The 12443-nt window shown below is 38.9% G+C and carries 9 protein-coding genes and 1 CRISPR repeat array; of the genes, 3 read left to right on the top strand and 6 right to left on the bottom strand.

Annotated elements, in window-relative coordinates; all coding sequences use genetic code 11:
* Window positions 1-101: 101 nt before the first annotated feature.
* From F6K40_RS23145 to F6K40_RS23130, 4 genes are all read right to left on the bottom strand, one after another.
* Window positions 102-674 carry a hypothetical protein gene (locus tag F6K40_RS23145; RefSeq protein ID WP_293139457.1) on the bottom strand — a complete coding sequence of 191 codons (573 nt, stop codon included), beginning with the start codon at window positions 672-674 and terminating at the stop codon, window positions 102-104.
* Window positions 675-1502: 828 nt separating this feature from the next.
* Complete coding sequence (gene ltrA / locus F6K40_RS23140; RefSeq protein ID WP_293139456.1) at window positions 1503-3371, bottom strand: group II intron reverse transcriptase/maturase; 1869 nt, start codon at window positions 3369-3371, stop codon at window positions 1503-1505.
* 572 nt (window positions 3372-3943) lie between these two features.
* On the bottom strand, window positions 3944-4480 hold the full coding sequence (locus tag F6K40_RS23135) for an O-methyltransferase (protein WP_293139455.1): 537 nt from the start codon (window positions 4478-4480) through the stop codon (window positions 3944-3946).
* Between the two features lie 399 nt (window positions 4481-4879).
* A complete protein-coding gene (locus F6K40_RS23130) occupies window positions 4880-6142 on the bottom strand; it encodes a valine--pyruvate transaminase (RefSeq protein WP_293139474.1) in 1263 nt (420 codons plus the stop codon).
* A gap of 363 nt (window positions 6143-6505) precedes the next feature.
* On the opposite strand from F6K40_RS23130, the gene F6K40_RS23125 reads away from it, so the two are divergent.
* Window positions 6506-7345 (top strand): Tab2/Atab2 family RNA-binding protein, encoded by an 840-nt coding sequence (locus tag F6K40_RS23125; protein ID WP_293139454.1) that lies wholly within the window; start codon window positions 6506-6508, stop codon window positions 7343-7345.
* 284 nt (window positions 7346-7629) lie between these two features.
* Here the strand turns inward: F6K40_RS23125 and F6K40_RS23120 are convergent, their stop codons facing one another.
* On the bottom strand, window positions 7630-7794 hold the full coding sequence (locus F6K40_RS23120) for a hypothetical protein (RefSeq protein WP_293139453.1): 165 nt from the start codon (window positions 7792-7794) through the stop codon (window positions 7630-7632).
* A 53-nt stretch (window positions 7795-7847) separates the two neighbouring features.
* Window positions 7848-8054: a hypothetical protein gene (locus tag F6K40_RS23115; protein ID WP_293139452.1), complete on the bottom strand. Its 207-nt coding sequence runs from the start codon at window positions 8052-8054 to the stop codon at window positions 7848-7850.
* 393 nt (window positions 8055-8447) lie between these two features.
* Here F6K40_RS23115 and F6K40_RS23110 point away from each other — a divergent pair, with 393 nt between their 5' ends.
* A complete protein-coding gene (locus F6K40_RS23110; RefSeq protein WP_293139451.1) occupies window positions 8448-9320 on the top strand; it encodes an S-methyl-5'-thioadenosine phosphorylase in 873 nt (290 codons plus the stop codon).
* 759 nt (window positions 9321-10079) lie between these two features.
* A CRISPR array of direct repeats spans window positions 10080-10632; the repeat unit is 36 nt; unit sequence CTCTAACGCTTCACCCGAAGCGGAATTAATGGAAAC.
* A 507-nt stretch (window positions 10633-11139) separates the two neighbouring features.
* On the top strand, window positions 11140-11526 hold the full coding sequence (locus tag F6K40_RS23105; protein ID WP_293139450.1) for an endonuclease domain-containing protein: 387 nt from the start codon (window positions 11140-11142) through the stop codon (window positions 11524-11526).
* Window positions 11527-12443 lie beyond the last annotated feature (917 nt).

Raw genomic sequence — 12443 nt, 5'->3', positions numbered from 1 at the left:
AGTCTAGTTTCTCACTTGTGACTTTTGACTTGATATTTATTGTTGATTTCAACTTAATTTTCCAGAATTCTAAATTCTAAATTCTAAATTCTAAATTCTAATTAAAATCCAAAGCTCAAATCTATAACTATAAGCTGGCCGTCAAAAGCATAGAAACTAACTTTGTAAATATTCTCAGCATTCACCGTCAGTTTAACTTGAGGAAGAATAATTGAATCAGAGTCAAGCAAGTTTGAAGCGGACATTTCATCTTCAGTCAAGAGTTCTTCATTTTGATTATAGGCTGATAAAACAGTTCGGCGGGAACTTGTTACCAGGCCACTGACAAACTTGACTGGAGATGTAAAGTTCATTTCTATTAGGCCACTTTTTGGCGCTCCCATTAAGACTTTAATACCTGAAGGAACTGCAAAAGCTGGGTTTGATGGTTCGATAGCGATCGCATTAGAGAAACTTACGCCCCAATTTTGAAATTGATGGTCCACTACTTCAAAAGATTTTAAATCGTCTAGGCCAAGGCGAATACAACTGGGCATAGTTGAAAGTTTGAATAATTCTAATTCAGTCTGGTCATACTCAGGCGTGGCTACAAATTTATATCCATTTTTGACCTTGAAGTTATTGGTTAGAGGATTTATATTGTGGGTTTTGTTAATCTCAAGACTCTGTAGCATTAGACCTCCTTAATCAATTTATAACATGAGGGGTCTCACCCCTCATGCCATTATATCTCTAATTGCTTATTCTGTTAACACCCACTTTGACTAGGAAAATTTGCGTTTTAATTAATGATTTTTAATAATCATTGATTTTGAGTTTATTAAGGTTACAAACCTTTTCATAACGATGATCTTCAACACCGACCTACTTAAATTATTTGTATAGCGCTAGGCGCTAGGGAATAGGGAATAGTAAACTGTCAAAGGGTTCCAGGATTTAGAAATGTCTTAATCTTTGCTTCGACTGCTATAATTTTCTTTTTTAATGGCTGGTTTTCTTTATGAAAAACAAGCTTTTGATTGAATATAAACAATTAAAATTTGTAGCAATTCAAAAGTGAATTTTACAACAAGACACAAAAAATTAACCGAATCCCTAACTAAAAAAGTTTGAGAAAGTCGGTATATGGAATTTTTAAGCAAATTAAACTATAATCAAAATTTTGCCAAAAGAGGTTGGAGGGACGTTTTTGTATGTAACAGCAGTAGGTCTTAGTTGGAAATTTCTAATCCTAAACTGATATAAGTCCAATTTCACCTTCAATGCGAAATTCTTTTTGAGGAAATTCTTGTAAAAATTGCTCCACACCTTGTCGCACTTCTTGTCCCCAATAATCTAAACCCATATCGTGAAGAACGATCGCTCCTCCAGATGTAATATAACGAGACAGTAATATTAGGTCTTGTTTAACAGCTTCTTTGTTAAACTAAGCCAGTTTGTTACCAAACCGACTCGTCTTCAGAACCGGACGTGAGACTTTCACCTCATCAACGGCTCCTCTCTTAAACGTCCCTTGTCATAGGTACATCCTGCCTCTGAATTAACATATCGTCAATCCATATATAATTTTCAGGTAAATCCTGTGCCCTAAATTTTGGATATGTTTTACTATCTGATGCAGTTTTACTGTCGTGGCAATGTCGGTGCAACAATTGTTTATTCTTAATTGTGTTGTCACCACCTTTAGACCTTGGTTTTATATGGTCAACTTCCATAAGGTCAGTCGGACTAAAGGTTAGTCCACAAAATGCGCATTTATTTTTCTGCCGTTTTAGCAGTGTTGTGACTTCTTTCCTTATGCCTGGATGTTTGCCGATTCTACTACTCCAATAAGTCCAGTCGCCTTCTAATGGGGATTTAATACCTTTCACTTTGACGTGTCTAACAATAGGGACGTCTGCGTGTCGGTTCAGTATATATCCACCATCATTAAATTCCCAACTTCGGGATTGTTTAATTTTGGGAAAATACTTTTTCTTAACCCATTCAGCCGACTTATTTGGATGTCTTCTATTTGCCCATCTCCATAATCTTTCCCATAAAAGCATATCCATTTTACTGAATACCTCTTTACTGACTACGGTTGAGAAGTAGTTAGACCATCCCCTAATCACCGGATTTAATTTAGTTATTAACATTTTGGTCGGAATGGTTTTGTATTTGTTACATATTTCCGCCAACTTCCGATAATGAGTTTTGAAACTCTTAGAGGATGGTTTAATCAGCGTTTTGAATCCTTGTTTGGTTGACTTTACCTTCCATTGCCTAATTGTGAAACCTAAAAAGTCGAATCCAGGTTTGTTCCCTTCATATTCCTTCAAGGTATGGGCAATTTTGGTTTTTTCTGGTTTTAGCTCTAATCCTACCTGGTTCAACCATTCCTGTATCACGGCTTTTGCTTGTTGTACTACCTTGATATCTTCGTGTAAGATTACGAAATCATCAGCATAGCGTATTAGATTTAGGCTATCTACTTTATTTTGCCAACTTTTTTGACGACCTCTTGTATCTTTTAAGTCTATAGTTTTGGCAAATTCATTTAGCCTTTCCTCCATACCGTGTAAGGCGATGTTTGCTAGTAAGGGACTAATTACCCCTCCCTGTGGTGTACCTTCCACAGTGTTTGAGAATTGTTTATTATCAAACACACCAGCTTTTAACCATTGTTTGATTAATCGCCTGTATGGTGTTTGACCTACTTTCCTCAACAGTGCATCATGGTTAATCCGGTCAAAACATTTAGATATATCAGCATCTAAAACATATTTTTGTTTCATGTGTATGCTGAGATAGATGGCCTCTATGGCATCATGTGTTGACCGCCCTGGTCTAAAACCATAGCTATTAGGTTCAAAACGTGCCTCCCATTCTGGTTCCATACCTAACTTAACCAGAGCTTGTAATGCACGGTCGTACATTGTTGGGATTCCAAGAGGTCTCTTTTCATCCCTCCCTGGTTTTGGTATCCAGACTCTACGGGTCGGACTTGCTTTGAGGTAGCGTGAATTTAATAAGTCAACCAAGTTCAGTCTCTGCATAGGAGGTAGATTTTTTATACCATCTACACCCGCAGTTTTCTTGCCCTGATTATCTTGGGTCACGCGCCTAACAGCTAGCAACCTAGCGTAGTAACTTTTGGTCAGAAGTCGTTGGTATTTACGCATCTTGCGGATTTCGCCACGGCTGGATGCTCTGTAAATTAATTTTTGCAACTTAAATACATTCTTCTCAACCCGTTTCCAGTTGATATCTTTCCATTTGAGATTTGGATTGATACAAACCTGGTCTGGTATATCGTCTGTATCCCATGCCACGCTTAAAAATGGTTTAGGATTTTCTAAACGTCTTTTTAGTGTTTTAGCTTTATTCATCGCTATTGATTACCTTACATTACGTCTAACAGTGGGTACGTCAGCATAAAGAGCTTCTTACCCAATCCTACTCTCCCTAAGACCTACAACCAATGTGTAGATTGACCTTGAATGGCTTCCTAAGATTTCGACCTATATTCTTAGGTGTCTTAGAGAGGTTTCCTCGTTCCCTTAGTCCTTTATTACGACTGATTTAGTGGGGCAAAATCTCCCGGAGGGTTCGGTATGATTGTTGATAATCTCCACAGAAGAAGATTATCCATAGACCCTCTGACTTTCGTCCTACATCCCATAGCTACCTTTGGGATGGTTAGCAGTAACGAGAGTTTTATTACCTTCCTATTCGTCCACTTGTCAGCCTTTGCTTGCGGTATCGTTCCTCGGTAACTGGTCCGCATCCCGCTTTTAAGCCAGCTTCGGAGATTGATGTTCAGTCTCTACTCCGTGGCCTATGCTTTCTACCTAACAACAAGGCGGAGGAATTTCACCTCGAAGGACATAAGAGTTATTCACAAGTCGAGGTTGTCCTCATGTATTGACTTGGAACAGCCATTTATGCCTAGTTTCCTAGTTTAGTGGCCAACGAGTCGCACTCTATGGTCTGCATCTAGAAATGCCATATCGAATGGTCCATATTTTTCACAGATTTCTGGACCGATAATTTCCCTATCTTCAGGTTTAATCCCATAATTGACAACTTTATCTAAATCTTCTTGATTTGGGAAACAACAAGAAAAAAAACCTCGCTTGAGGGTAAATCTTGTCAAAATTTCTAAGTGCTGCAAAACTTTTTCAACAAAATATAAATTAGTCTTTTCATTGTTAATTTCAAATTGTTTAATGCAGAGAAGATTTTGAAGTTTTACAGGCAGATCGGCATCTATACAAACAATTTCTGTTTCTGGTAAACACAACCCTAATACAGCAGTAGAAACTCCAACAAAAGTACCAATTTCTAATATTTTTTGAGGCTGTTTTTGACGGCTTATATTAATCAATTTTTCTGCATCATCAAGTTTGACTGAGACATTTTCAATAAATTCTATTTTAAGTCCTTGTTCACTGAAAAAAGATAGTGCTTTTTCTCTTGCTTCTTTGACAGTTATCATTTTTGAAATAGTGTTTTTTCTATTTGTAGGATATTGACGTATTTAGCATACTCAACAGGAGGAGAATTTTAAATTTCAAAAGTTAAATCCTGTAAAGGTAAGTATTTAGATATTAACTATCAGCAGTCAGCAATAAAAATAAAGTCAGTTATTGAGCAATTCAGTCTATACAACAATTTAAAGCTTGGGTTTGGAGACCAAACCCCTACGATTTATTATGCTAGTAATTGATATAGCAATTCTCAAGTTTTGGTTTGGAGACCAAACCCCTACGATATTTCCAATCTAATCTTTAGACACGCCTAAAAATGTAGGTTAGTTTTAACTTCATTCTACCCAACAAAAATAATGCTTTGTTGGGTTTCGTTCCTCAACCCAACCTACATTTATTCCACTACATTAAAAAATCGAAATTATCATCTTAGCCAAACGTTTCATTCCCTCTTGAATATCCTCATCAGAAGCTGTCAAACTAATCCGAATACACTCTTGTTTATGAACCCATTCTTCTCGTAAACCTGGAAAAAATGAACTGCCAGGCACAACAATAACCCCCACTTCCTTCAACTTTTGGTAAAGTTCCCAGTCAGTCATTGGTAAATCTTTTAACCACAACCAAGCAAAAATAGCTCCCTCAAAACGATGGAGAAACCAGGGCAAATTTTTGGGTAAAGCTTTTTCTAAAGTTGATTCTAAAATCGAAAATTTATTTTGATAAAAAGGCCGAATCACTTGACTAGAAATTTCTGCTAGAGCGCCAGAATTAATTGCATCAGTAGCGATCGCCTGTCCGTAACGAGGAGAATGAATACACATATTAGTCTGAAACGCCTGCAAAACCTGAATTATCTGTTCATTCCCAATCGCAATGCCAATTCTTTCTCCAGGAAGTCCAGCTTTTGATAAACTCAGACAATGAATAATATTGTCCCCAAAAACAGGTTCCATCTCGACAAAATTTAATCCTGGATAGGGAGGAGCATAAGCAGCATCCACAAATACTGGCACATTATAAACAGCAGCTTGATGGGCAATTTTTTTCACCTCATCAGCACTAATAACATTTCCAGTGGGGTTACAGGGGCGTGAGAAAATGACACAACCAGTATTTTCATCAATAACCAGTTGACTAAAGTCGGGACAATATTTGAAGCGATGACTCTCAAAATCAATATCCAGAGTCGGTTTATAGGCAACTACTGCCTCTGGAATTAAACTAACTCCGCCATAACCTGTATAATCTGGACTCAGAGGTAGGACAATTTTTTTCAGAGTTTGATTGTCAGTATATCCTCCAAAAGCATTAGCACCATAGAAATATATAGACTGAGAACCTGGAGTAATCAAAACGTTGCGATCGCTCAAATTCAATCCATAGCGAGAATTAAAATCATTAACAACTGCATCAATCAAAGGTTGATAACCCTGAGACGAACCGTAACGTCCTACTACTTCCCCATATTCTTGACTTGCTAATAATTTTGTGGTAGTGTCCTTCCACAATTTTTCTACTTCTGGCAAAACTAGAGGATTTCCAGAACTAAAGTTGAGAAATTCCTGACCTTGGCCCGCTCGTAGGGTGGCAATAATATCCGCCATAATAGCTCGCACACCTGTAAGGCGGGACATTGTTGTACCAAATTGACTCAAGGCAGGATTAATCATAGAATTTAATTGAAAAATAGATTGGCTCACACAGATTATGGCACGGATACACGGATTATCTGTTACTTTATTATCCTTACTTTCTTCTTTATCAGGACTTACGCAGAACCACCATATCTATGTAGAGGGCGAATGCCATGTAGAGGGCGAATGCCATTCGCCCCTACATAAGGTGTATGATTTGGAATTTTGCGTAAGTCCTGTTTATTTAAAATGAGCAGCGCTTTATTATAGTTGGGTTTCGTTCCTCAACCCAACCTACGATCTGATAACTAAAATAACTTTTGAATTTTTTGAATTTTAAGTTAAAAATTTCTGGTTGTCTAACTTTTGAATTTTGAATTTTGAATTTTGAATTAAATGATGGACACTACAACTATTTGGCAAGTAGATTATTACCGCCGTCCCCTCAAGGATAAACAAGACCAACAATTATGGGAATTATTAATTTGCAATCCCACTCGTAGTTTAGAATTTATTGCTATGTGTCCTCAGTCAGAAGTTAACGCTAATTGGGTAGCAGCACAACTGGAAAAAGTGCGTCAAGAGCAGGACTTACCAGATATAATTCAAGTATTTCGACCTCAGTCTTTAGGGTTAATAGAAACTGCCGCTCAAATATTAGGGTTAAAAGTCGAACCGACTAGACGCACAATTGCTTTAAAACAATGGTTACTAGAGAGGGTGCAACAATATCAGGAGATGGAAGCATATACTGGGGAATTTTACGAACCTTTAGTATTGGATGCTCCTCCCCCTGTACCATTAGCTGAAAATTTGTGGGGCGATCGCTGGAGATTTGCTTCATTACCTGCTGGTAATATTGAGGATATTATGGAACGCCCCATTCCTATTTTAGAAGCACCAGAATTTCTTTTACCCTTAAATTTGGGATTATCTTCAACACTGCCAATACCAGGTGTAGTTATAGATGGTGGCCGTCAGTCTATGAGATTAGCTCAATGGTTAGAAACTGCGCAACCATATATTTTAAAGTATATTCCTGGCGATCCCGATGGGTTAATTTTAGAAACAGGTTTAGTAGATCGGTGGGTGGTTGCTACTTTTTCAGACAAGGAAGTATCAGGAGCAGCTCAAATTTATGAGCAGAGAAAACAGCAGAGTCAGGGGTTACATTTTTTGTTAGTACAACCTGATGATTCTGGAATGACTTATAGTGGATTTTGGCTTTTGCGATAGAATACAGAAACCGGGTTTATCAAAGCAATATAATAATTTGAATAATTAGAGCAATAAACCCGGTTTCTTGGTTTCGGGGGTTGTGCAAAGCGTAAAGTGTGGGATTCATCAAGTAGGGCTGGCAAATCTAATCGAAAAGCACTGATATATAAAGTTTTTAGGATTTTTGTCGGGAAAAAAGTGCAAATAATTCAGCGTTTACAGCAGTTTTCATTTCAGTAAACCACAGTAGGGACGTTCCATGGAACGTCCCTACGGGGTTTTGGTTCTGACGATGTGGTTCATTAATCTGAAAAGCGCTTTAAGAAGAAAAAGTTAGGACGAAAGACAGACACTTCCCAGAAAGATACAGGTACAATTATTCCTCCTACTTTCGAGCGTCTCCCCACACTTCCCACACCTCCCACACTTCCCACACCTCCCACACTTCCCACACTTCCTTGACGCACTACCGTTTCGGGTATGGAGGAAACACTTAACTGGGAACAGTTTCAAACTCCAATTACTTCATTAAACTAAGTCGCCCTGCTTTTAATTCTTCATAAACTTCTTTGATCTGCTCTTTTTCTGTGACAGTTAAAGAACGAAACGAGAATAATGCTAACCTTAAAGTTTTGCGATCGCTAGCGGAAATTTTTCTAACTGTCAAAATATTTTTGACAACGGATTCTAGGGAAATTTTCCTAGCTTCAATTTTGGTATTCTTCATTTTTCTTGACTAAATAATTCGATAATTTGAGAACAACAGGACTTACGCAGAACCACCATATCTAGTAGAGGGCGAATGCCAGAAAGCCCCTACGAATGGTGTATGATTTATAATTTTGCGTAAGTCCTGAACAAAAGAAAAAAAATTTATCAATAGTAAATGCACCCAGAAAGCTAAAAAAATCTGATCTGTAGGCCAAACAAAAAAGGTCTTAAATAAACTATAAACAATAGTTTCGCTAGACGACGATAAAAACCAGATAATTTTTATAAAGGTTTAGTAAAAATTACGGATAATTGCGGATTGAAATATAAATTTTTTATGTTTTTTTTGACAATTAAGATCGTTCAACAGCTAAGTTAGTGAACTGATAACTGATAATTGATAACTGAAATGACTGAAGTAAAGATTGGCATTATTGGCGGTAGTGGTTTATACAAAATGGAAGCACTCAAAGATGTAGAGGAGATCAGGTTAGATACACCTTTCGGTTCCCCTTCTGATGCTTTTATTGTTGGTACTTTAGAAGGAACACGAGTAGCGTTTCTCCCCAGACACGATCGCAACCACACTTTATTACCATCTGAATTACCATTTCGTGCCAATATCTATGGTATGAAAAGTCTCGGTGTGGAATATTTAATCTCTGCTTCTGCAGTTGGTTCTCTGAAAGAAGAAGTCAAACCCCTAGACTTAGTAGTAGTAGACCAATTTATCGATCGCACAAAAGGTCGCGTATCGACATTTTTTGGTGCAGGAATAGCAGCACACATTACTTTTGAAAATCCTACTTGTCCTCAACTAGCAAAAATGCTGGCGGATGCTGCGGAAAGTTTGAATTTAGCAGATGTAAATGTGCATCGCACTGGCACTTATTTATGTATGGAAGGACCTGCTTTTTCTACTAAAGCGGAGTCGAATTTATATCGCAGTTGGGGGGCAACAGTGATCGGGATGACAAATTTGCCAGAAGCTAAGTTAGCAAGGGAGGCAGAAATAGCTTATGCAACTTTGGCTTTGTCTACAGATTATGATTGTTGGCATGAAGAACATGAGAGCGTGACTGTAGACATGGTGATTAATAATTTAAGGAAGAATGTTATGAATGCGCAAAAGGTTATTCAGGAAACTGTGCGCAGGTTGAGCGAAAATCCGTTTGTTTCTGATTCTCATTCAGCTTTGAAAAGTGCTGTTTTGACTCCTTTGGATAAAGTACCTGCTACAACTAAGGAAAAGTTGGGGTTGTTATTGCAAAAATATATTTAATTTTTAGGGCTTACGTTTTTCTGTCATTGCGTTTCCGCTGTCGCGGACATGAAAAGCGCAGCTTTGCGACAGCAAACGGCAGCGTTTGCGGAGCAGTCCGTTAGGATAGCAATCTCAAACGTTGATATTTCCTTCACTATGCCTAAGTCCTGATTTTGATAAATTTTGCTCAATTCAACTATGATGGTAAAAAAGCATTGCACCATTTACAGCAGTTTTCAGCTTAATGAACCACACAAAAAAAATATTCCCCCGTAGGGACGTTCGCATTTTTGTTATGCAACGTCCCTACGGGGTGGTTTACTCAACTGAAAAGCGCTGTAAGGTGTGTCAGTCTACGACTGATAACTGATAACTGACTTTGGTATTGCTAACTAAAAACTAAAAACTGATAACTGATAAATGATAAATGGTAACTGAAATTGGGGGTTGACAATTTGTATACTTAAGGTTAATATTAAAAGTAACCGGAATGGTATTAAGAACCTCGAAAAATGAATAGCGGTATCTTTTTAGTCATTTCTAGTTTTTTAGGAGTGGTTAATAGGTGTTTTTTCATCTTTGCATGGTACCCCACATACGCACCTCGCAGAATCGCTGAAACCCTGATTATTTCGTTGAACTGCGTATGTGCCTTGCCAGGAGCGGGTTTGAGGGTCGTCATTTTGGCAAAATTTGCTGATTTGACTTTTTAATCAAAGGGGTAGGTATTTTTGGGGGTCTCAAAGCCTTACTCTGTCGTTGTTCTAAAACCGAACTCTCTAACGCTTCACCCGAAGCGGAATTAATGGAAACCCTGATGCAACAAATGCCAATCCAAAGGCTAGTCCGCTCTAACGCTTCACCCGAAGCGGAATTAATGGAAACCAAAATCCTCAGGGGAGACATAATAGCCTAATAGCGCTCTAACGCTTCACCCGAAGCGGAATTAATGGAAACAATCTAGCAGAAGTTCGGTGGTGTAGAAGAGCATTTTCTAACTCTAACGCTTCACCCGAAGCGGAATTAATGGAAACAATTTTCATCAACATTTGCTAGATTGTTGACAGCCTCATGACTCTAACGCTTCACCCGAAGCGGAATTAATGGAAACAGTTGTCGCCGTTGTTCGCAAGGAACGTAACGATATGTCTCTAACGCTTCACCCGAAGCGGAATTAATGGAAACATCTAAGCGGGCGGACAGGGTGTTAAACTTTCATCGCCTCTAACGCTTCACCCGAAGCGGAATTAATGGAAACTCACTATGTGCAACAGCTATAAAGGGCGCAAGAATACTCTAACGCTTCACCCGAAGCGGAATTAATGGAAACATCTGCGGAGGTGCAAGCAAATAAAAAAAAGAAAGCTAACTTTTAAAAGTTAGCTTTTTTTTGTGGCTGGTATCAATTTCAAACTGCTATACTAAAAAAATGAAACTAAACAATTACTAGCCGAATATTTCTGTAAGATATCCCCCCCCAACCCCCCTTTGTAAGGGGGGAGTAGGGTTGTTAACTCTCTTTTGTAAGGGGAGAGTAGGATTGTCAAGTCTCTTTTGTAAGGGGAGAGTAAGATTGTCAACTCTCTTTTGTAAGGAGAGAAAATTTGTTTGATTAGGTCAGGACTTACGCAGAACCACTATATATAGTAAGGGCGAATGGCATTCGCCCCTACAGGTGGCGTATAATTTCGTATTTTGCGTAAGTCCTGTAGGTATCAAACAAATGCCTGAAGCATAATTACTCTCACAAACCTTTAAGCTTCAATCCCCCCCTTTCAAAGGGGGGTTAGGGGGGATAAAACATAAATTAGGCAATATTTTAAGAAAGAATGAAATCATGTCTAAACTAAAACAAGGACGTTATTTTTTACCCTATAATCCTGAACTCGTCGAACGAGCAAAGGAAATGCGAAAAAACCCAACTCCCGCAGAGCGTAAACTTTGGCAAGAATATTTACGACAGTTTCCATTGAAAATATGGCGACAAAAACCAATTGATAATTTTATTGTTGACTTTTATTGTCCTAAATTGAAATTAGCGATCGAAGTGGATGGGGAAAGTCATTTTACTGAAGAGGGAATAGCTTACGATCGCCATCGAACTCAGATATTAGAAGGTTATGGTTTGGAGGTGGTTCGTTTTACAAACGATGAAGTGATCAAGTGTTTTGATGGTGTTTGCCAGCGTATTGCAGGTTTTATCCCCCCCAACCCCCCTTTGTAAGGGGGGATAGGATTGCTAACTCTCTTTTGTAAGGGGGAGTAGAATTGTCAACTCTCTTTTGTAACGATGAAGTGATGAAGTGTTTTGATGGTGTTTGCCAGCGTATTGCAGGTTTTATCCCCCCCAACCCCCCTTTGTAAGGGGGGGGTAGGATTGTTAACTCTCTTTTGTAAGGGGGGAGTGATGAAGTGTTTTGATGGTGTTTGCCAGCGTATTGCAGGTTTTATCCCCCGAACCCCCCTTTGTAAGGGGGGGGTAAGATTGCTAACTCTCTTTTGTAAGGGGGAGTAGGATTGTTAACTCTCTTTTGTAAGGGGGGAGTGATGAAGTGTTTTGATGGTGTTTGCCAGCGTATTGCAGGTTTTATCCCCCCCAACCCCCCTTTGTAAGGGGGGGTAGGATTGCTAACTCTCTTTTGTAAGAGGAGAGTAAGATTGTCAACTCTCTTTTGTAACGATGAAGTGATCAAGTGTTTTGATGGTGTTTGCCAGCGTATTGCAGGTTTTATCCCCCCCAACCCCCCCTTTGTAAGGGGGGGAGTAGGATTGTCAACTCTCTTTTGTAAGGGGGGAGTAAGATTGTCAACTCTCTTTTGTAAGGGGAGAAAATTTGTTTAATTAGGTATCAAAAAAATGCCTGAAGCATAATCACTCTCACAAACCTTCAAACTTCAGTCCCCCCCTTTCAAAGGGGGGTTAGGGGGGATAAAAGCTTTTAATCAGCTATCAGAAATATTTAGCAGAGGCGGTGCGCACCCGACTAAACCTAGTCTCTCACAAACCTTTAAGCTCCAGTCCCCCCCTTTCAAAGGAGCTCCAGTCCCCCCCTTTCAAAGGAGCTCCAGTCCCCCCCTTTCAAAGGAGCTCCAGTCCCCCCCTTTCAAAGGAGCTCCAGTCCCCCCCTTTCAAAGGAGCTCC

The sequence above is a fragment of the Okeania sp. SIO3I5 genome (assembly GCF_010672085.1).
Lineage (GTDB): Bacteria > Cyanobacteriota > Cyanobacteriia > Cyanobacteriales > Microcoleaceae > Trichodesmium.
Note: the sequence above shows the minus strand (reverse complement) of the source record. Positions and strands in the feature narration are given on the sequence as shown.

What these genes read in the sequence shown, in the direction of transcription:
- F6K40_RS23145 (WP_293139457.1), bottom strand. Translation starts at nt 674, where the DNA reads ATGCTACAGAGTCTTGAGATTAACAAAACCCACAATATAAATCCTCTA.
- F6K40_RS23110 (WP_293139451.1), top strand. Translation starts at nt 8,448, where the DNA reads ATGACTGAAGTAAAGATTGGCATTATTGGCGGTAGTGGTTTATACAAA.
- F6K40_RS23125 (WP_293139454.1), top strand. Translation starts at nt 6,506, where the DNA reads ATGATGGACACTACAACTATTTGGCAAGTAGATTATTACCGCCGTCCC.
- F6K40_RS23115 (WP_293139452.1), bottom strand. Translation starts at nt 8,054, where the DNA reads ATGAAGAATACCAAAATTGAAGCTAGGAAAATTTCCCTAGAATCCGTT.
- ltrA (WP_293139456.1), bottom strand. Translation starts at nt 3,371, where the DNA reads ATGAATAAAGCTAAAACACTAAAAAGACGTTTAGAAAATCCTAAACCA.
- F6K40_RS23135 (WP_293139455.1), bottom strand. Translation starts at nt 4,480, where the DNA reads ATGATAACTGTCAAAGAAGCAAGAGAAAAAGCACTATCTTTTTTCAGT.
- F6K40_RS23105 (WP_293139450.1), top strand. Translation starts at nt 11,140, where the DNA reads ATGTCTAAACTAAAACAAGGACGTTATTTTTTACCCTATAATCCTGAA.